22 protein-coding genes and 1 pseudogene are annotated in these 18,051 nt (G+C 63.6%); 9 read left to right on the plus strand and 14 right to left on the minus strand.

Annotation, left to right across the window (positions count from 1 at the left end):
• The 10 genes from FFS45_RS20590 to FFS45_RS20635 all read right to left on the minus strand — a co-directional run.
• Positions 1-833 (minus strand): lysylphosphatidylglycerol synthase domain-containing protein (locus tag FFS45_RS20590; protein WP_137956478.1); only part of this gene is annotated, 833 nt, incomplete at its 3' end.
• Between the two features lie 125 nt (positions 834-958).
• Positions 959-2,194, minus strand: a complete 1,236-nt coding sequence (gene hpnI, locus FFS45_RS20595; RefSeq protein ID WP_171029698.1) for a bacteriohopanetetrol glucosamine biosynthesis glycosyltransferase HpnI — start codon at positions 2,192-2,194, stop codon at positions 959-961.
• Positions 2,195-2,237: 43 nt separating this feature from the next.
• On the minus strand, positions 2,238-3,680 hold the full coding sequence (gene hpnJ, locus FFS45_RS20600) for a hopanoid biosynthesis associated radical SAM protein HpnJ (protein WP_349292325.1): 1,443 nt from the start codon (positions 3,678-3,680) through the stop codon (positions 2,238-2,240).
• A gap of 504 nt (positions 3,681-4,184) precedes the next feature.
• Positions 4,185-4,406 (minus strand): YXWGXW repeat-containing protein, encoded by a 222-nt coding sequence (locus FFS45_RS20605; RefSeq protein WP_137956480.1) that lies wholly within the window; start codon positions 4,404-4,406, stop codon positions 4,185-4,187.
• Positions 4,407-4,457: 51 nt separating this feature from the next.
• Positions 4,458-5,606: a DUF1501 domain-containing protein gene (locus tag FFS45_RS20610; protein WP_137956481.1), complete on the minus strand. Its 1,149-nt coding sequence runs from the start codon at positions 5,604-5,606 to the stop codon at positions 4,458-4,460.
• Positions 5,607-5,611: 5 nt separating this feature from the next.
• Positions 5,612-7,054: a DUF1800 domain-containing protein gene (locus FFS45_RS20615; RefSeq protein WP_137956482.1), complete on the minus strand. Its 1,443-nt coding sequence runs from the start codon at positions 7,052-7,054 to the stop codon at positions 5,612-5,614.
• Positions 7,055-7,151: 97 nt separating this feature from the next.
• The gene (locus tag FFS45_RS20620; RefSeq protein WP_137956483.1) at positions 7,152-7,712 is read right to left on the minus strand and encodes a periplasmic heavy metal sensor; all 561 of its coding nucleotides are present in this window, start codon (positions 7,710-7,712) and stop codon (positions 7,152-7,154) included.
• Positions 7,709-8,131 carry a hypothetical protein gene (locus FFS45_RS20625; RefSeq protein ID WP_137956484.1) on the minus strand — a complete coding sequence of 141 codons (423 nt, stop codon included), beginning with the start codon at positions 8,129-8,131 and terminating at the stop codon, positions 7,709-7,711. Before FFS45_RS20625 ends, FFS45_RS20620 begins: the two co-directional genes overlap by 4 nt.
• The gene (locus FFS45_RS20630) at positions 8,128-8,751 is read right to left on the minus strand and encodes an RNA polymerase sigma factor (protein ID WP_137956485.1); all 624 of its coding nucleotides are present in this window, start codon (positions 8,749-8,751) and stop codon (positions 8,128-8,130) included. The genes FFS45_RS20625 and FFS45_RS20630 overlap by 4 nt, the downstream gene beginning before the upstream one ends.
• Before the next feature lie 288 nt (positions 8,752-9,039).
• The gene (locus tag FFS45_RS20635; RefSeq protein ID WP_137956486.1) at positions 9,040-9,339 is read right to left on the minus strand and encodes a YXWGXW repeat-containing protein; all 300 of its coding nucleotides are present in this window, start codon (positions 9,337-9,339) and stop codon (positions 9,040-9,042) included.
• Positions 9,340-9,528: 189 nt separating this feature from the next.
• Here FFS45_RS20635 and FFS45_RS20640 point away from each other — a divergent pair, with 189 nt between their 5' ends.
• From FFS45_RS20640 to FFS45_RS20655, 4 genes are all read left to right on the plus strand, one after another.
• Positions 9,529-10,347 (plus strand): helix-turn-helix transcriptional regulator, encoded by an 819-nt coding sequence (locus tag FFS45_RS20640; RefSeq protein WP_137956487.1) that lies wholly within the window; start codon positions 9,529-9,531, stop codon positions 10,345-10,347.
• Positions 10,348-10,536: 189 nt separating this feature from the next.
• A complete protein-coding gene (locus FFS45_RS20645) occupies positions 10,537-11,499 on the plus strand; it encodes a zinc-binding alcohol dehydrogenase family protein (protein ID WP_137956488.1) in 963 nt (320 codons plus the stop codon).
• A gap of 60 nt (positions 11,500-11,559) precedes the next feature.
• A complete protein-coding gene (locus tag FFS45_RS20650) occupies positions 11,560-11,736 on the plus strand; it encodes a DUF1427 family protein (RefSeq protein WP_137956489.1) in 177 nt (58 codons plus the stop codon).
• 221 nt (positions 11,737-11,957) lie between these two features.
• Positions 11,958-12,551 carry a DUF4337 domain-containing protein gene (locus tag FFS45_RS20655; RefSeq protein ID WP_137956490.1) on the plus strand — a complete coding sequence of 198 codons (594 nt, stop codon included), beginning with the start codon at positions 11,958-11,960 and terminating at the stop codon, positions 12,549-12,551.
• Positions 12,552-12,637: 86 nt separating this feature from the next.
• Here the strand turns inward: FFS45_RS20655 and FFS45_RS20660 are convergent, their stop codons facing one another.
• The 3 genes from FFS45_RS20660 to FFS45_RS20670 all read right to left on the minus strand — a co-directional run bounded on the left by FFS45_RS20660 (position 12,638) and on the right by FFS45_RS20670 (position 15,005).
• Positions 12,638-13,906, minus strand: coding sequence for an RNA polymerase sigma factor (locus tag FFS45_RS20660; protein ID WP_137956491.1), 1,269 nt, complete (start codon positions 13,904-13,906; stop codon positions 12,638-12,640).
• A gap of 123 nt (positions 13,907-14,029) precedes the next feature.
• Positions 14,030-14,443, minus strand: coding sequence for a YciI family protein (locus tag FFS45_RS20665; protein ID WP_137956492.1), 414 nt, complete (start codon positions 14,441-14,443; stop codon positions 14,030-14,032).
• Positions 14,444-14,651: 208 nt separating this feature from the next.
• Positions 14,652-15,005 (minus strand): YciI family protein, encoded by a 354-nt coding sequence (locus FFS45_RS20670; protein WP_137956493.1) that lies wholly within the window; start codon positions 15,003-15,005, stop codon positions 14,652-14,654.
• A 436-nt stretch (positions 15,006-15,441) separates the two neighbouring features.
• Between FFS45_RS20670 and FFS45_RS20675 the strand changes: the two genes are divergently transcribed.
• The 5 genes and pseudogenes from FFS45_RS20675 to FFS45_RS20695 all read left to right on the plus strand — a co-directional run bounded on the left by FFS45_RS20675 (position 15,442) and on the right by FFS45_RS20695 (position 17,684).
• Complete coding sequence (locus tag FFS45_RS20675) at positions 15,442-16,131, plus strand: class I SAM-dependent methyltransferase (RefSeq protein WP_137956494.1); 690 nt, start codon at positions 15,442-15,444, stop codon at positions 16,129-16,131.
• 98 nt (positions 16,132-16,229) lie between these two features.
• Positions 16,230-16,477 (plus strand): annotated as a pseudogene (locus FFS45_RS42415) (plasmid stabilization protein).
• Positions 16,474-16,893: a type II toxin-antitoxin system VapC family toxin gene (locus FFS45_RS20685; RefSeq protein WP_137956495.1), complete on the plus strand. Its 420-nt coding sequence runs from the start codon at positions 16,474-16,476 to the stop codon at positions 16,891-16,893. The pseudogene FFS45_RS42415 and the gene FFS45_RS20685 overlap by 4 nt, the downstream one beginning before the upstream one ends.
• A gap of 81 nt (positions 16,894-16,974) precedes the next feature.
• The gene (locus tag FFS45_RS20690; protein WP_137956496.1) at positions 16,975-17,163 is read left to right on the plus strand and encodes a glycine zipper 2TM domain-containing protein; all 189 of its coding nucleotides are present in this window, start codon (positions 16,975-16,977) and stop codon (positions 17,161-17,163) included.
• Positions 17,164-17,330: 167 nt separating this feature from the next.
• Entirely contained in the window at positions 17,331-17,684 is a 354-nt protein-coding gene (locus tag FFS45_RS20695; RefSeq protein ID WP_137956497.1) for a DOPA 4,5-dioxygenase family protein, read from the plus strand.
• A gap of 34 nt (positions 17,685-17,718) precedes the next feature.
• Here the strand turns inward: FFS45_RS20695 and FFS45_RS20700 are convergent, their stop codons facing one another.
• On the minus strand, positions 17,719-18,027 hold the full coding sequence (locus FFS45_RS20700) for a high-potential iron-sulfur protein (RefSeq protein WP_137956498.1): 309 nt from the start codon (positions 18,025-18,027) through the stop codon (positions 17,719-17,721).
• Positions 18,028-18,051 lie beyond the last annotated feature (24 nt).

An 18,051-nucleotide genomic window follows, 5' to 3' on the forward strand; every position in this document is an offset into this window, starting at 1 on the left:
AAACCGCCCTCCTGCACCCCCAGTCCGCCCGGCACAAAAAACGCCGCGCTGCTGACGGCCTGAATCAACGACTCGATCACCACGGCCTCGACAACGCTCACGTGCACGCCGAGGAAGTACAGCGCGAGCCAGATCTCCAGCGCAGTCAACACACACTGCAGCGGCTGCCAGAAGAACAGATAGCGCAATACCGCGCCACGCCGGCGCCAGATCAGCTTGATCGACTGATCGATCTGCGCCGATTGACCCACGAGCGCCGCAAGCTTGCCGCTGGTTGCATGGTTGAGCACGCGCGTGAGACGCTCGAACGGGCTCGCGTGCTGCACCAGCGCGAACAGTACGAGAAGCGGTGTGAGCGCCACGATACCCCACGCCAGGTCGGCTGCGAGGCGCAGTGTGCCGGAGGCCGCGTGAGCGAACAGAAAGCCGATGCCGACCAGCGTGAACATCAACTGGCTGATCAGCGTGAGCTGCATATCGACGACCAGGCTCGCCGCCGCCGTCGAGCCGCGTAAGCCGCGCCGCCGCATCAAGCGAAACGACACCACTTCACCGCCGATGCGCGCCACCGGCAGCATGCAGTTGACCGACTCGCGGACCCACACCAGATGCAGCATGCCGCCCATACTGGGCCGGTTCGCACCGCGAATCAGGCTTTGCCAGTCGCGCGCGTTGGCCAGCATCGGCAGCACGTGAGCGAGCCCAGCCAGCACCAGCCCTGCGCCCGCTGCGCGCATCAGCCCGAGCACTGCGCCGGGGTTGTCGTGCATCACCAGCCAGAGCGACGCAATCAGCCCCGCGAGCGCGGCGAGGCGGCCCAGATGCTTCATCATGCCGCGACCGTCCGCTGCACGCTGGGCGTCACGCGCATGTTGGCCGTTGCAAACGCACTGCGCGGTTGTTGCAAGCCCCGCTGGCGCGACACCGCGCAGCCTTCAAAGAAAATCTGCATCACGTATTACTCGTCCTGAACCGGCGACAGCAAGCCGTTGCCGTCTACCTTGAAGCTGAAGCCTCGCCAGATCACCCGTGTCGAAAAGAAGCTCGCCACGAAGATCGAAAACGACACAATATCCCAGAACGGCAGCAGCCACAGGTCCCGATGCGGTTGCTGCAACGCGTGATCCGACAGCACTTTGAGGCCTAGCCGCACAATCAGTGCCACGGCGGCAAGCAGCCAGGCCCATGCTGCACCGCCGGAGAACACCACGGTCAGCAGCGCAAACGCGAGCGGATGAATCAATGCCGAGCCTAGATGACCGACCGGATCGATGGTCCGGATGGTGCGGCTCCAGCGTAACTCGTGTGCGATCAGCTTGGTCGCGCTCGTCTCGACGCAGGCATGCGACACCGTGAACGGTGGAATGACCACCTTCTCGCCGATCATGCGCACCGCCTCGCCAATCGCATGATCCTCGGCGAGGTGATGCACGAATTGGGTGAAGCCGCCGATCTTCTCGAGCGTTTCGCGCCGCATCGCAATGGTCTGCCCGAAGCACGGACGCGCCATCCCGAGCGCCAGTCCCGTCACGACGCCTGGCAGGAACTGGTAGTTGGTCGCTTTCGCGGAGAGCCGTGGCCAGAAGCCGGGATCAGGCTGGCCACGATAGACGCAGGTTACAAGCCCCACACCAGGCTTCTGCAATTCGCCGATCACGTTGCGCAGATAGTTCGGCCCCACGCTCACGTCGCTATCCGCAAACACGAGCAGGTCGTGGCGTGCCTCGGGCAGCATGTTGAGGATGTTGCTCATCTTGCGGTTCGGGCCATAGAGACGCGCGTCGGCCACGACCGTAATGTGCGCCTCGGGGTGCAGCAGACGCAACTGCTCGACCGTGCGCAGCGCAGGATCGTCCGAGTCATGCACGCCGAACAGGAATTGCACCGCGCCTGGATAGTCCTGCTGACAAAAGCTCGACAGGTTGCTCAGCAAGGTCCACTCGTCGCCGTGGAGCGGCTTGACGATTGTCACCGGTGGATAACTGGTAGGCTCGGCGCTCGTCCGCGCAAAGAAGCGCCTCACCAGCACGCCGGCCAGCAGCGTGTACGCAATGCCGAACACTGCGCCCACGCCGCACATCAACGTCAACGCAAAGCACAGCAGATGCGCCGCGTGCAGCGATCCTTCGAGGTCGGTCAGCCCGATCGCAAGCAACACGGCAATCGGGCCGCCAAGCCAGGCGAGGCGCTTCATGCCGGACCTGCCCGGTCGCCATGGTGGGAGCGGCGCATACCTGTCACGCTTCGTGAGCGCGCAGGAAGCGGAAGAACTCCACGCCCTCACGCAGACGGCGCTTCATCATGTCCCAGCTCATCAGCATCTCGCGCACGATTTCCCAGATCTTCGACGGCCGGAAATAGAAGCGCTTGTAGAAGCTTTCGACATGGTGATAGATCTCCTCGCGCGACAGGTGCGGATAGCCGATCGCCGCGAGCTGCACGCCTTCCTTGCTCACCAGGTTGATCACCTTGTTTTCCTGCAGCCAGCCGTTTTCCACCGCCTGGTTGTACAGCGTCGTACCCGGATACGGCGCCGCCAGCGACACCTGGATCGTGTGCGGGTTGATTTCCTTCGCGTACTCGATCGTCTTCTCGATCGTGTCCTTCGTCTCGCCCGGCAGGCCCAGGATAAACGTGCCGTGAATCTTGATGTCCAGCTTGCGGCAGTCGTCGCTGAAACGTCGTGCGATATCCGTGCGCAGGCCCTTCTTGATGTTCAGCAGAATCTGGTCGTCGCCCGACTCGTAGCCCACCAGCAGGAGGCGCAGGCCGTTCTCCTTCATGATCTTCAGCGTCGAATACGGCACGTTGGCCTTCGCGTTGCAGGACCACGTCACGCCCAGCTTGCCCAGACCGCGGGCAATCTCCTCCACGCGCGGCTTGAAGTCGGTGAAGGTGTCGTCGTCGAACATGATCTCCTTGACCTCAGGCATGTTGTCGCGGATCCACTTCACTTCTTCCAGCACGTTTTCCACCGAGCGCGTGCGGTAACGGTGCCCGCCCACCGTCTGCGGCCACAGGCAGAACGTGCACTTCGAGCGGCAGCCGCGGCCCGTGTAGATGGACACGTACGGATGCTTCAGGTAGCCGATGAAGTAGTTCTCGATCTTCAGGTCGCGCCTATAGACCGGCGCTACGAACGGCAGCTCGTCCATGTTCTCGAGGATCGGGCGCGCTTCGTTGTGCTCGATCGAACCGTCCGCGGCGCGGTAGCTCAGGCCCAGGATCTGCGCGAGCGGCTTGCCCTCTGCCACTTCCTGGCAGGTGAAGTCGAACTCTTCACGGCAGACGAAATCGATTGCCTCGCTTGCGGTCAGCGAGTTGTGCGGATCGACGGCCACCTTCGCGCCCACCATGCCGATCAGCACCGACGGCTTGCGCTGCTTGAGGTCCTGCGCAAACATCGCATCGGTGGGGAACGACGGCGTGCTGGTGTGGATGATGACGAGCTCGTACTGCTGCGCGATATCGAGCGAGGCCTCCACCGACAGCCCGTCAGCGGGCGCATCCAGCACGCGGCTGTCGGGCACCAGCGCCGCAGGCTGCGCGAGCCACGTGGGATACCAGAACGAGCGGATTTCGCGCTTCGCCTGATAGCGCGAACCCGCGCCGCCATCGAAACCGTCATACGACGGGGCCTGCAAAAACAGCGTTTTCATGAATGCTCCGGCCAGCTCCATTGAGCTTGGTAGCGAGGGGAATAACCGTGGTGACTCGGGGAAAATGTAATGCCGCGACAAAGGCGCCGTTTGATAGGAATCTCCGCGGGCTCGAAAGGCCGCTTAAAAACGTTAACCCGCCGCAATAGTCGAATCAACCTGGAAAGTCTCCCCGAGCGCCGTTTTGCACGGCAATTTTGCAACTGAAGGCAAATCGCATGTAAGTCGTAATGCAGCAGAAAAGCACCACATCAATGCGAAGGCCCAGCGCTACAAATCAGTATGCGCAACGCTGTCACTGCCCCAAAGAGGCGAACGACGGTCGATCATTGTCGAGCCTTCGCATGGAGGTTTTGTGAATCTCCGACAGACGGCGGGAAATTGCCTTGGGGATGCGTCGCGTACTGCAATGCAATCGAGGCGCACGCGAGCAGGAAAACGGGGACCGGCTGGGGGGTGGATGGCGGTAAGGCAGCCGTGAGAGGGGTGCTGGAAGCGCGCCACGCGCGCCCCCAGGAACCAGGCTTAGTAATTCGGTGCCCAGTGACCGTGCTCCCATTCCCAATGGTTGCCTTCCCAGCGGTAGTGGCCCTTCACCCAGTGATAGCCAGGGGCGGGTGCCGCCGGCACCACTTCGACAAGCGGCGCGGGCTGCGGCGGCCGCGCCGGTTCGACGACGCATGCGCTCAGCAAGGAAGCGCACACGCAAGAAAGCAAAGCAGCGGTGAAGGTCGATCGTTTTTTCATGTAACTTCTCCTGTTATTAGTACTACAACTACCCGTGGCATAGGCTGCGCGCTAGCTACGGATCAAACCTGTCAACGGTTGCGTGGCCCCTGCTTGCGCGAAGAGCGCGGTGGCGGTCCGGTGCGGATCGAGCCCGAGGCTCTCGCTGGCGGCACCCGCAATCAGACCGTCCAGACCTGTGGTGGGCCTGAGATCGCGTGCCTGGTAAAGATCGCCGGATTTCAGGCCCGGCCAGTCCGCGAGTACGCGTCCGCCGTTCACCGCGCCGCCGACCAGCATCGCCACGGAGCCCGTTCCATGGTCCGTGCCGCCCGTTCCATTGGCAGCCGCGGTACGGCCAAACTCCGTGGCGACCAAAACGGTCGTCTTGTCCCACAGCGGCCCGAGGCCGTCGCGCAAGGACGCGAGCATCGTGTCGAGCGCTTTCAACTGATTCCCGAGGCGCGGGTTCTGCGCGCTATGCGTATCCCATCCACCGGTTTCGATCATTGCCAGGCGCGGACCGTCGTCACGCGCGAGGAAGCTCGCCGCGAGCTTGCCGAGGCTCGCCGGGTCCTGGCGCGCGCCGGCATCGCTAGCGAGGCCGCGCGCCGCCATCGCCGATTCCCACAGCGGCCTCAACTGCGCGTCCTCGTTGTAAAGGTCCGAGACCCGTGTGAGCAGATCGTCCGGCGCCTGCGGCAAGCCCGAGGGCGCGTAAGACGTCACGTTGGCCTTGCCGCGCAGCGCCATCGGCACGGTTGGCGCAAGCGCGATGGCGTTTTCGTGGCTGGAGGGCAATAGCGCGGCCAGCCGGTTCAGCCAGCCGTCCTTGACCTGATAGGGCGACGTGCCGCCCGTCTCCAGTACATTCTGGCCGTCGAAATGCGAACGGTCGCGATACGGCGAGGCCACGGCATGAACGAACAACGCCTGGCCGGACCCGTACATCCTGGCGGTTTCGACAAGCGAGGGATGCAGCGCGAAGGTGCCGTTGAGCTTGGTCGCCGCCGACGGGTCGATGGCGAGCGCACCGCGCAAACTTGCATAGGATGGCTCAGCATATGGCACCACGATGTTCAGGCCATCGGCGGCGCCGCGCTGGATCACGAAGACAAAGCGGCGATCCGTCTCGACGCTCGCGAAAGCCATATGCGGCGACACGAGAATGGCGCCGGCACCGGCGGCAGCGAAGTTGAGAAACTTGCGACGGGACATCATGGCGTTTATCTCCGTTGAAAGTCGGGCGACACAAGCAGCAGCGCGATCGCCGTGGATGCACTCTCTGCGCGCGAAACCGCGGTCTCGGTCGGCGCACTGATCGAACCGACCAGCAGCGTCTGTCCCAGGGTACGCGGATCGAGCTGGTCGCCGGCACGCGCCGCAAAGCGCTGCGCCACCTCCACGCGGCGCACGAGAGCGTCAGGAGCCGCCCAGCTCGCCGCGATATCGTCGTAGCCGGCGGGAGAGCCCGGCCGCCAGACGGGCTGACCCAGTTGCGTCAACAAGGGCGCAGTCTGCAGATTGCCGACGTCCTGCCAGCCGAGGCCGCGCATCGATGAAATGGTCCATTCCCACGGTGTTTTGAATTTCGCCGCCACGGGTGACCATGCCTCCGGCGAATCGATCAGGGCGCGGTAGACCGTAGGCAGGTCGCCGCCGCTGCGCTCGAACGCGTTGGCGAGCCGCTCGGTGACCGCAGGTGGTGGGTTGTCCGAAACAAAGTGGCGCGCGAGTTCCGTGGCAATATGCTGCGCGGTGGCCGGCGACGCCCCAAGGTCGTACAGGATCGCCAGCGCCTGATCTTCGCCCTGCTGATCGTAGCGCCGCCCCATGATGGTCCGCGAGCCCGGCTCATGGACCTGGGCGCGGAACACAAAGGCGCCGGGCGCTGCGCCGTTAGGTTGCGGCCCCTTGATACCCGCCACGCTCCACCCAGTCAGCGCACGGGCAAACTCCGTCACGTCGGCCTGCGTATAACCACTGCGTACGCCCAGCGTATGCAGCTCCATGATTTCACGCGCGAGGTTCTCATTGAGCCCGCGTTTATTGTCCGGATTGCGCTGCTCCGCACGCATCGCCGCCATGCTGTCCGGGCCCACGGAACGCGTCTGGTCGAGAAAGATCTGCATCGCCGCGTGCTGCTCCACCGCGACCAGCATGTCGTCGAAACGGCCCAGCACATGCGGCCGGATCGCTTCCATTTCGAATGCGCCGGCGAGCGCCGCGACTTGCGGCTTCTCCGTGGAGACCGCGAAGTGATTGGCCCAGAAATGAACCAGCCGGTCGATAAACGGTGTGGTGCTCGCGAGCGCACTGTTGACGCGCACATTCACCGCCGTGCGATAGACATCGCGGATTTCGCCGCGCATCGCCTTGTTGGCGGCCTGCCTTGCAGCCTGGCTGGGAGCCTGATCCGCTGCCTGATTGGGGTTCGTGCTGGTGTCGGCTTTGGCGTTCAGACTTTGCTGGCGTTGCTCGCCCAGCTCGGTTGCCAGTGCAACAGCGCCCGGCTGGCCCACCCATGCAGCAGGCAGCGGCTGATACTGATCGAACTGCGCAAGCAGCCATCGCTTCGGGTCGGCGGGCGGCGTGTCGTCCGGGCGGGCGCCGAGACCGAAACGGTTCAGCGCAATCGCCGCGGCATTGTCGGGGGCTGACGTGATCATGCGCGTTCCTTCGAGCGTTGCGTACCTTCTTTAAACGCTGGAGGCCGGCATTTCCGTCGCGGCTTGCAGAAGTTTTATTTGTGTCGGCGGGCCTGCTTCATTCGCTCGCGGGCGCCTCGCTGGCCGGTTGCGCCGGTTGGGCCGGTTGAGCCGCTTGCGAACTCGCCGCCGGCTTCTTGCCCTTGCCTCCCGCCGGAGGCGGCGACTCGCGCCACTGGCCGGCCTGCTTCAGGCCCTCGGCAAACTTGACGCGCTCCTCCGGCGTGAGCGTCGTCGCGAAGTCCGCAACACTGCTCTCGACCTCGGTGCGCAGCGCGATATCCGCGTCACGCGTGTGCTGCAGCGCGATGTCGAGCGCGCTGCGATCGAACTGCGGCGCGGCCAGCAAGGCCAGCACCTCATGACGCCCTTCGCGGCCCTCACGTGCGTAGTCCTTACCTTCCCGGCGTGCTTCCTTGAGCGCTGCAAGGAACTGCTTCTGACGTTCAGACGAAAGTCCATCCGTGGCGAAGCGAAGCGCCGTGCGCGGCTGCGGCGCCTTGGCGACACTATCGTGCGTGGCGAACCATTGATAAGCGCCCCCCGCAATACCGCCCAACAAAAACACGTTCAGGACGAACGAACCCGCCAACAGGATTTTCCATGAACGGTCGGTCATTCGCCGCTCCAGTCAGCGCTTGAACCGCCGAAGCTCGAAGTGAGGTAAGACGACGCTTCATGCACTTGCGGCGGCGTGCCGGTCAGGACAAAAAACGATACCGCGAAGGCGCCCGCCAGCCCCCCCGCCAGACCGATGCCGGCAAACGCCGCGCCTTGCCACCAGAGCCGCGTGCGCGGTTTCGGACGATGCCGCACGGGCGCCGTGGCGACAATGCGGTCGACAAACGAACGCTCCGGCGGAGCGATGGTATGGCTTGTGAGCCAGGCATCGAGGCTAGCCGATTCAGCCAGCACGGCGTCCGCCTCGATCCGGTGCAGATCGGCCCAGTCCTCTGCCGCCACGCGCTCCTTCTCCGGCCAGCGGCGCGGATCGGCGCCATAGGCGTCGACGATGGTACGAAATCTCTCAGGTGTCATGGCATATCCTTGCTAAAACCGCTGCCGGCCAGTTGTGCGCGCAGACTGCGGCGGGCGCGCGCCAGCAAACTTTCGAGGGCGTCCACGGTGATGCCCATCAGGGCGGCAGCTTCGATATTCGACAGCTCCTGGTAGTAGTTGAGCACCAGGGCTTCGCGCTGCCGCACCGGCAATGCAGCAAGCGCCGTGCGCACCCGTTCGTCGCGCACGCGGGCTTCCAGTTGCATGTCGGGCGAGCCTTGCGGATCGGCTGCCTCCTCGGGCAGTTCCGCGACGGGGTCTTCGCGCCGCCCGCGCAAGCGGTCGTAACAGAGATTCAGCGCCACGCGGTGAATCCATGTATCGAATCGGGCTTCACCTTCTTTCCAGTGCGGCGCCTGTTTCCAGATACGCACGAAGGCCTCCTGTGCCACGTCTTCCGCTTCCATACGGTCTCCCAACATGCGCGTCGCGAGCGCGAGCAGACGGGGCAGCTTGCGCGACACGAGTGTGCGCACCGCTGCCGGATCCTGCTCGCCGACCCGTGCGACGAGTTCCGCGTCGGGATCGCGCTCGCTCAAGGGGCGCAATCCCGTGACATCCGCTGCACGTGCGGCTGCCGCCGCTGCACCCGGACAGATCGTGTCGCGACACGAGCATTTTTCACTTGCCGTTGCTCCAGGAGGTGCGCGTTGCGCTTGTTCTTGATTGAATCCTCAATATACGACTACGGCAGGATGGTAATACGCCGGTCGCGCCGGCACCACGACGCAACCGGCCAGCGTTGCCGCGGCGAGCGCCAGAATCAAAAGCGTTTTCATAACGACCTGCTGGTTTGGGTAGGAACGGCCGGCGCACCCGCGACCGCGAGAGTGATCGCAAGTGCGCCCGGCACAGGGGCGCGGGCCGATGGCCGCCTGACTAACGGCTTACGCCCAGTGACCCTCTACCCAATGCCAGTTCGGACCGTGCGCCACCCAATGGCCCGGCACCCAGTGATAGCCGACCCGCACCGGCTGCCAGTGACCCGGTATCCACACGTATTGACCGTGGTCCCAGCGCCAATGACCATGATCCCAGACGAAGCCCTCGCGTGGCGCCGGTACGACCTCGACGCGCGGCGCCGGCGGTGCCGACGGCGCGATGATGACTTCCTGGGCAATCGCGGCAGATGCTGCCAGCGTGAGCGTGGCCGCGGCCAGCAATCGTGTGAAGGTGTTGTATTTCATGTAAAGCTCCCGTAGTTTCGAGTACGTTTGAGTAAATTTGAGAATTCTTGTGACGCGCCAAATGGCTCCGTTTCGTCTTAAACGCGGTTGCCGCGAAAATCCGTCGCTCATTTTTTGCTGTACTGCTCGCTAGCCGTCTGCCACCCATTTGCCGCCTGTCTGCCACCCTTTAGCCGACCTCAATCCACTGTGCCCAAAGCCCTCCCTCCCGAACTCCCCGAAGACGACGATGCCCACTCTCTGGCGCGGCGCTACCCACGCGGAACGTACATCGAACCGCACTCGCACACCTGGGCGCAGGTGCTGTATGCGGTAGCCGGCGTGATGTGGGTCGAAGTCGGCCGCGAGGCGCTGGTCGTGCCGCCGCAGCGCGCGGTATGGCTGCCGGCGGGCGTCGTGCACTCGATCCACATGATGAGCGAGGTCGAGATGCGCAACATCTATCTGCACCAGCGCAACGTCGAGCACCTCAGCAAGCAGAGCGATGTCTTTGAAATCAATGGCTTGCTGCGCGAACTCATCACCACGATCGCCGAGTACGAGCACACCGGCGCGCGTAACAGCGCGTACCTCGAAACGGCTTATAAGCTCGCTATGCTGGAGCTGGTGCAGGCGCCACGTTCCTCACTGCGCATTCCGCTGCCGGATGCCTCGGACCGGCGGCTCGACGCGCTGTGCCGGGCCGTGATCGGCAATCCGTCGATCTCGGTCAGTTTCGAGCAGCATGCCGCCTCGGTCGGCGCAAGCGTGCGCACGCTCGCGCGCCTGTTCACCCGCGAGCTCGGCATCGGCTTCTCCGAGTGGCGTCGCCAGGTGCAGCTTGCGGTGGCGGTGTCGGGGCTCGCCGAGGGCCGCTCGGTGAGCAGCATCGCGCGCTCCCTCGGTTATCTGCCCAGCAGCTTCAGCGACATGTTCCGGCGCGAACTCGGCGCGCCGCCGACCGAATTCGAAGCGCAGGAGACGCTCAGTGCGGCGCGTGAAGAAAACGGCACCCAGGAGGAAAGCTAGCGGGCCCGGGTTGGTTCAGACCCTTTGACGCTGTGCCACACGGCGCCGGATAAGGCCGAACCCAAGCCAGGCCTGGGCGTCCGCCGCTGTCCGATATTCGAAAGTTCTTGTCTCAACAAGGCCGGCTCGGACACCTAGAATGGCTTCAACGCTGCACCGTGCAGCACCCAACCGATCAGGAGCATTGCGATGAAAGCCATTCAGTTCAAGTCCTTTGGCAGCCCCGATGTACTCGAATACGTCGAATTGCCCACCCCCTCCGCCGACGCCGAAAACGCCGTCGTGCAGGTCAAGAGCGCCTCAGTCAATCCGAGCGACGTGAAGAACGTCTCCGGCCACTTCGATCACACCGTCTTGCCGCGCACACCGGGGCGCGACTTCAGCGGCGTTGTCGTGGACGGCCCGGCTGAGTGGATCGGCGCCGAAGTCTGGGGCACCGGCGGCGATATCGGCTTCACGCGTGAAGGCACTCACGCCGAATTCATCAAGATTCCGCTCGCGGCGTTGTCGCGCAAGCCGAAGACGCTCAGCCACGAGCAAGCGGCAGCGATTGGCGTGAACTTCGTGGTGGCATGGCTCGGCACGGTCGACTATGCGCAACTGAAGACCGGCGAAACGATTGCGGTAATCGGCGCGGGCGGCGGTGTCGGCGGTGCGGTGGTGCAGATTGCCAAGGCACGCGGCTGCCGCGTGATCGGCGTCGACCGTCACCCGCCGCTGGCCGATTCTCCGGCTGGCCGCCTGATCGACGAATTCGTGCCGTTCGACGAGCACACCGCGGAGCGCGTCAAGGCGCTGACCGGCGGCGGCGTCGACGTGGTGTACGACTCGGTGGGCGGTGTCGCTTTCGAAACCGCGCTCGCGCTGGTCAAGCGCCGCGGACGCGTGCTGGAAATCAGCGCGACGGGCAAGCGCCGCGTCGATTTTGACATGATCGATTTCTACCACAACGAAACGCAATTGCTCGGCGTCGATAGCGCCAAGCTGGGGGTGGCCGAGTCCGCGCCGCTGATGACAGCACTCGTGGAAGGCTTCGAGAGCGGCGCATTGCAGCCGCCCGCGATCGCCGAGCGGTTCGAGCTGGCACGCGCCCGCGAAGCCTATCAATCGGTTGCGGCAGGCACGCGTGGCCGGGTTGTCCTCACCATGTAAGCTGCGCTGGCGCGGCGGTGTGAAGACCCGCCGCGCCACCCATAAAAGGAACCAGCAATCATGAAAGCGTATTTCGTCTCCTTGGTAGTGGGCGTGGTGGTCGGCCTGATCTACAGCGTCGTCAACGTGAAGTCGCCCGCGCCGCCGACCATCGCACTGGTGGGACTGCTCGGCATGCTCGGCGGAGAACATCTGATTCCCCTGCTGCGCACGCTGCTCGGGTTTAGCGTGAACTAGATGTGTAGACCGGCGCCCGCCACTGCGGCCAGCGGCAACGGCGGGCGCTATCCGGGACCGAGCGCAAAACAAGCTAAGATTGAGCCCCGCGCAGGAAGCAGCACGAAGCGGCACGGCTCGCGGCCCCCGCTGAAGCGCGCCGCGCTTCGTGCCGGTTACGGCGGCGGCGCTTTAGCTTCTCGCGCGACAAAAAACTCAATAGGTTTGTCCCGGAGTATTGGATGTCTGATGAATTCGAAGTGCATGGCCCGCACGATCATGCTGTTGAGCACGTTGGCGCAGGACATAGCGCGCATGCGGATGCCGATCCGTTCGCCAGCCGCATGGCGGTGATGACCGCGATCCTTGCCACGATCGGCGCGATCTACGCCTATCAGAGCGGCACCAGCGAAAACCTCGCGCTCTATTACAAAAACGAAGCGGCGATCAAGAAGACCGAGGCCGCCAATCAATGGTCGTACTATCAGGCCAAAGGCGAGAAAGAGAACCTCGCCGAACTGGGCGCCGCGCTGTCGGCTCCGGGCAGCGACGCGCATGCGAAGTTCGCGGCCGATGTCGACAAGTACAAGCAGCAGAAAGACCCGATTCGCGCCAAGGCCGAAGCCATCGAAAAAGAAGTGGCTGACAATGACGCGCAAAGCGAGAAGCTGCTGCACGGCCATCACCGCTGGGCTCAGGCCACCACGCTGATCCAGATTTCGATCGCACTGACGGCCATTACCTTGCTCACCCGCAAGAAGTGGCTGCGCAACCTGTCGCTCGGTACTGCCGCAGCGGGCATCCTGTTCGGCATAGCGGCGTTCCTGTCGGTTTAAGCGGTTGCGGTTGCGGTTGCGGTTGCGGTGCGGCGGATCGCCGCGCCGGGAGTCCGGCAACGGCCACGCTAACGCGCAAGCGGAAATCAACCTGCGCGGGCCCGCTCCAGCAGCAACTCACGCTCGCGGGCGTTGCGCGTCATCGCGGCGGCACGCTCGAATTCCGCGCGTGCTTCCTCCCTGCGCCCGAGCTTCGCCAGCAAATCCCCACGCACGCTAGGCAACCAGTGATAGTTCGCGAGCGCTGCGCCGGCCGCCAGCGCATCGACAATCTCGAGCGCCGCCGCCGGGCCGAACGCCATGCCGACCGCGACCGCCCGGTTCAGCTCCACCACCGGCGACGGGCTCACCTGAGCCAGCGCATCGTAGAGCGCGACGATCTGCGCCCAGTCGGTTTCCGCGGCGCTGTGAGCGCGCGCATGACACGCCGCCAGTGCCGCCTGCAGCGCATACGGACCGCTCGCTCCGCCGAGCGCCTCGGCCCGTTCGAGCGCGGCCAGCCCGCGGCGGATCAGCAACGGATCCCAGCGGCTGCGATCCTGATCGAGCAGCAGGACGGGACGCCCCTCGCCGTCGACCCGCGCGTGCGTGCGCGACGCCTGAATTTCCATCAGCGCGACGAGCCCGTGCACTTCGCTTTCGTCCGCGGCGAGCCCTGCGAGCACGCGGCCGAGTCTTAACGCCTCATCGCACAGCGCGGGACGCATCCAGTCGTCGCCGGCGGTAGCCGAATAGCCTTCGTTGAAGATCAGGTAAATCACCTCGAGCACCGACCCAAGCCGCGCCGCGCGTGCGTCGGCACGCGGTACTTCGAACGGCACCTTGGCGGCCGTCAGCGTGCGCTTGGCGCGCACGATCCGCTGCGCGACGGTCGGCTCCGGCACGAAAAACGCGCGTGCGATCTCATCGGTCGTCAAGCCTCCTAACAAACGCAGCGTGAGCGCAACCCGCGCATCCGTGGACAGCACCGGGTGACACGCGGTAAAGACGAGCCGCAGCAGATCGTCGCCAATGTCATCCTCCCGTGCGGCGTCGAGCGCATCGACAAAGTCGGGCACGAGGTGGGCCTCCTGCGCATCCAGGTCGCGTCCCAGCTCCTCGCGCTTGCGCGCATGCAGCACTTCCTGGCGCAAGCGGTCGAGCGCGCGGTTCTTGGCGGTCGCCATTAACCAGGCTCCCGGATTGTCGGGCACACCGTCCTTGGGCCAATGTTCGAGCGCCGCGACCAGCGCGTCCTGCGCCAGTTCTTCCGCAACGCCCACATCGCGGACCATGCGTGCGACACAGGCAATCACTTTCGCGGACTCGATGCGCCACACGGCCTCGATCGCGCGATGCGTAGCTGCCGGATTCACGGCCACTTCAGTTCGCCTGCGGCGCGTGCCGGTCGGCTTGAACCGACCGCGACACGCGCTCGCCGCCTGCAACGCTGACACTGAAGGGGCCGTGCATCATAGATAGTTTCCTCGTTATCCGCTTCAGCGCCGCGCCACGTCCAGCGCGCGAAAACGCTCCACGGACGGCCCCGGTTCGAAGTCTTCCAGTTCGAGCAGTTGCCGCACTTCGATCTCGCCGTCGGCATGTTCGCCGAACGGAGCCGGAAAGCGCCGCGCCCACTCCATGGCTTCTTCGCGCGAGCGCACCTGAATCAGCGTATAGCCTGCCAGCAGCTCTTTGGTCTCGGCGAACGGACCGTCGATCACCGTGCGCCGTCCCTGCGAATAGCGCACGCGCCAACCCTTCGAACTCGGCTGCAAACCGGTGGCGTCGAGCAATACGCCGGCCTTCGCCAGCTCTTCGTGATAGGCGCTCATCACGGCCATCAGAGGCTCTTCCGGCATGGCGCCGGACTCGCTCTGCGCAGTCGCCTTAACCATAATCATGAATCGCATCGCAGTGCTCCTTGAGGTAGTGGAGATCGGCTCCGTAGCCGGCTCTTCACTGACACGACGCGCGATCCATTGCAAAATCGACAAGCGATTCGTTGACTCGGGAAAACCCTGGGCAAGGGGCCTCACTCAGTCGCTCAAACACTCAGTCGCTCAAGCTGGTCGATCCGCGCAGCGGGAAACCGCGTCCAAAGTTCGGATCATGCGCACGTCACAGATAGCAGGGGGCCGCCTCGCGGACCTCGACCGTGCACCATTGCGCGGCCGGGCAAGCTTCGGCAATCGCGACGGCTTCCGCACGCGTCTCGCAGCTCAGCAAGAAAAAGCCGCCGATCATTTCCTTGGCCTCGGCGAACGGGCCGTCGATCAGGCGCCGCTGACCCTCGCGGACCTGCACCCTGACCGCCTTGCTGGTATTGGCAAGCGATTCGCAGGCGAGCAGCAGTCCGCGTTTGCGCAAATCTTCGGCATAGTTGGCCATCCGGTCGTAGAGCGCGCGCCCTTCCTCTTCGGTGCGGTCACTACGCTGATGAACCGGTTCAACGATGAGCAGCATATAAGACATGGAGGACTCCGGTGGATCGGACAATGTGAGTCATGCAGGCAGGGCTGGGAGACGTGCGTCCTCAAACAGGGATGACGGGCGCGCGCGAGCGAACGCCATGCACGATGCGAGAGGCAGTCTAGCAAGCACAAAGGGATGCGTGCAAACGACTCAAGTGCGGCAATGCGGTCCGCAGGGCGACGGCATAAAACGTCAAAGATGGTGGAGGAATGGTTGTAAGCGCTGCGGAATGCGTGTTTACTGCAGGTTTTCGAGCCGAACTGACGTTTGAATCGGGTTCCGTCCTGGCCGCGTTCTCGTTTCCGCCAGGCCACGTTACACCTCGCGCTCGGCCCGTAGTCCTCTGCGTCGAGGAGCACGTTCAAAAGGAGCCGTCCATGGGGATAGCGGTGGCGACATGCAAGGTGCATATGACAACGGGCAAGGAAAGGCTCTCATGAGCGACACGTCCGAATCGCCAGCGGATCTCGTTGCCAATCTCGAGGAAAGTGTCCTGCTGCCGCAACTGGGGTGTCCTGACGGCGACATCGGCGTCGCCGTCGGAGAGATGTTGGAACGGGTGAACGGCGGCGTCATCGACGCGTCGTACAACCTGCTCGGCGTGGACGCCGATGAGCGCATCCTTGAGATTGGTCTGGGCAACGGTGGCCACATGGCGTCGGTTTTGAAGCGCGCGCCACAGATGCGTTTCGTCGGCATCGATATTTCGTCCACCATGACCACCGTGGCGCGGGCTCGCCATGAATCGTTGATAGGGCGCAGCCAGTTCGCGCTGGTCACGGCCGATGCGCTCCGGATGCCATTCGTCCAGGGCAGCTTCGACAAAGCCATCGCCATCAACACAATCTACTTCTGGCCCGACCTGTTGATGGGGCTACGCGAGATATACCGGGTATTGCGCGCGAGTGGCGTATTGGTCATCGCGGCGATTACGCCGGAGTCTTCGATCGAAATGCCGTTTGCCGCCTATGGGTTCGCCGTGTACGACGCGGCTACGCTTGAGGGCGCTTGCCTGGCGGCGGGTTTTCAGTCGGTGGGGATCACGCGTTATGTGGAGTCGCGTGCGGGCGTCGCCCAAGAGGGCGTGCCGCGGGAATTCGTATTGCTGCGTGCGGCGATCGCGTAAAGCCCGCATCTGCGGTCTAGCTCCGACAGCCGGAGTGACTGGGATTACGCAGTTTGCAATCATTGATTAAAATTCCATCAACGATTAATGGAGGCTCTATGGCGAGCATGACCATTCGAAATATCGACGACCAGTTAAAGGCGCGTCTACGCATTCAGGCCGCCACGCACGGGCGTTCCATGGAAGACGAGGCTCGCGATATCCTGCGAGCGGCTTTATCGGCTGAACCGATTCGAGGAGACTCCTTGGTTAGCTCGATCCGAGCCCGAATCGAGCCGCTAGGAGGGTTGACCTGGAGTTGCCGCTCCGAGAGGTCATTCGCGATCCAGTGGACCTTGGCGAATGATCGTCCTGGATACCAATGTTCTGTCGGAAGTGCTACGTCCGGCACCCGTGGCCTCCGTTCTAGCGTGGTTGGCAAAGCAACAGCGCGCGGCGCTATTTACCACAAGCATCACGCGCGGTGAAATTCTCTACGGCGTTCAATCGTTACCTGCCGGTAGCCAAAAGGAGATGCTTCGAAACGCGGTCATGGGTATCTTCAACAGTGATTTCGCCGGACAGTTGCTGAGCTTCGACAGCGACGCCGCCGACCTCTACGCCAACATCGCGACGTCGCGCAAACGAGTTGGCCGCCCGATCAGTCAATCAGACGCCATGATTGCTGCGATAACGCTTTCGCGGGGAGCGAGTTTGGCCACCCGCAACGTCAAGGACTTCGTCGATTGCGGGATTGAGATCATCGATCCTTGGAGTGTCTAGACAGGAGGCACCAGCACATCACATGCGCGGCACGCCAATTGCTCCACCCTCTGTATCGGCACAAACAGAGTGAGGTTCAAAATGAGCACTCGATTCAGGTGGACAAGCGTCGCCACGCTTGTAGTTCTGGCATCGCTCGCAACCGGCTGCACGCTGGGCGGGGCTGCCGCAGGCGGTGTGATCGGCAATGAAGCGACCAACCACAGCGTGGCTGGCACTGTAGGCGGCGCCGTAGTTGGCGGCGCGGTAGGCTACGAGCTGGGTAAATAAGAAAATCTATGGTCGATTGTGCAATCACGTTGCGTCCGGCCACGAGTTCCGACGAGCCCTTCCTGCTCAGCTTGCGCCGGGCCACCATGACTGCGCCCCACGCCACCTCCCGCACGCAGGCCGGCAAACTGTCTTATGCTGAGGGTCTTTGCATACGCATTCATCACATGACCCCTCCAGACATCTCAGCTATCCAGGACTGGCACGCCCACGTGTACTTCGACGCGGAACACCGCGACGCAGCCTGGGCTTTGCGCGAGCAGATCGAAGCCCGTTTCGAGGGCAAGCTGCAAATGGGCCGCTTTCATGAGCGCCCGGTCGGCCCGCATCCTCTGTGGTCGTATCAACTCGCGTTCGAGCCGTCTCACTTCAGCGAAATCGTGACATGGCTCACGCTCAATCACGGCGCGCTAGACGTTTTTCTGCACCCCAACACGGGTGACGGACTACGCGATCATCGCGACTCGGCGGTATGGATCGGTCATTCGTACACCCTCAAACTCGAGGTGTTCGACCGCTGACCTGGCGCATGCGCCAGGTCACGGCGCACTCGCGCTACATGTTGCTATAAGACTTGCACCACCCGGTCGCCGCAACCTGCTGCGTGCCGAACAACAGACATCCACCCCAGGCGTCCGATGCCTTGCCCTGGAACAGTGAGCAGTTGGCGCATGACTGCCCCGCTACGTAGGTAGGAAACTTCGCTTTATCGACGTTTGCAGCCACCTCTTTGTAGCCAAGCTCTTGCGCCTTGGGATCCGCTTCGCGAAGCCACGCCGCATCCGCAAGCGCCAAGCGTGTGAGGGCAAGCGAGGCGCCTGCGCCAATGCTCAAAAGGACAAAACTACGACGTGAGTTGTTCATGGTGGGGAGAAGATATGAAAGCAC

It is taken from the genome of Burkholderia sp. 4M9327F10 (assembly GCF_005503145.1).
Taxonomy (GTDB): domain Bacteria; phylum Pseudomonadota; class Gammaproteobacteria; order Burkholderiales; family Burkholderiaceae; genus Paraburkholderia.

Bases quoted from the DNA above. Each gene is read 5' to 3' on its own strand.
- FFS45_RS20625 (WP_137956484.1), bottom strand. From the start codon at position 8,131: ATGACACCTGAGAGATTTCGTACCATCGTCGACGCCTATGGCGCCGAT.
- hpnI (WP_171029698.1), bottom strand. From the start codon at position 2,194: ATGAAGCGCCTCGCCTGGCTTGGCGGCCCGATTGCCGTGTTGCTTGCG.
- FFS45_RS20650 (WP_137956489.1), top strand. From the start codon at position 11,560: ATGAAAGCGTATTTCGTCTCCTTGGTAGTGGGCGTGGTGGTCGGCCTG.
- FFS45_RS20615 (WP_137956482.1), bottom strand. From the start codon at position 7,054: ATGATCACGTCAGCCCCCGACAATGCCGCGGCGATTGCGCTGAACCGT.
- FFS45_RS20635 (WP_137956486.1), bottom strand. From the start codon at position 9,339: ATGAAATACAACACCTTCACACGATTGCTGGCCGCGGCCACGCTCACG.
- FFS45_RS20655 (WP_137956490.1), top strand. From the start codon at position 11,958: ATGTCTGATGAATTCGAAGTGCATGGCCCGCACGATCATGCTGTTGAG.
- FFS45_RS20670 (WP_137956493.1), bottom strand. From the start codon at position 15,005: ATGTCTTATATGCTGCTCATCGTTGAACCGGTTCATCAGCGTAGTGAC.
- FFS45_RS20665 (WP_137956492.1), bottom strand. From the start codon at position 14,443: ATGCGATTCATGATTATGGTTAAGGCGACTGCGCAGAGCGAGTCCGGC.
- hpnJ (WP_349292325.1), bottom strand. From the start codon at position 3,680: ATGGAGCTGGCCGGAGCATTCATGAAAACGCTGTTTTTGCAGGCCCCG.
- FFS45_RS20685 (WP_137956495.1), top strand. From the start codon at position 16,474: ATGATCGTCCTGGATACCAATGTTCTGTCGGAAGTGCTACGTCCGGCA.
- FFS45_RS20700 (WP_137956498.1), bottom strand. From the start codon at position 18,027: ATGAACAACTCACGTCGTAGTTTTGTCCTTTTGAGCATTGGCGCAGGC.
- FFS45_RS20610 (WP_137956481.1), bottom strand. From the start codon at position 5,606: ATGATGTCCCGTCGCAAGTTTCTCAACTTCGCTGCCGCCGGTGCCGGC.
- FFS45_RS20675 (WP_137956494.1), top strand. From the start codon at position 15,442: ATGAGCGACACGTCCGAATCGCCAGCGGATCTCGTTGCCAATCTCGAG.
- FFS45_RS20605 (WP_137956480.1), bottom strand. From the start codon at position 4,406: ATGAAAAAACGATCGACCTTCACCGCTGCTTTGCTTTCTTGCGTGTGC.
- FFS45_RS20690 (WP_137956496.1), top strand. From the start codon at position 16,975: ATGAGCACTCGATTCAGGTGGACAAGCGTCGCCACGCTTGTAGTTCTG.
- FFS45_RS20695 (WP_137956497.1), top strand. From the start codon at position 17,331: ATGACCCCTCCAGACATCTCAGCTATCCAGGACTGGCACGCCCACGTG.
- FFS45_RS20645 (WP_137956488.1), top strand. From the start codon at position 10,537: ATGAAAGCCATTCAGTTCAAGTCCTTTGGCAGCCCCGATGTACTCGAA.
- FFS45_RS20620 (WP_137956483.1), bottom strand. From the start codon at position 7,712: ATGACCGACCGTTCATGGAAAATCCTGTTGGCGGGTTCGTTCGTCCTG.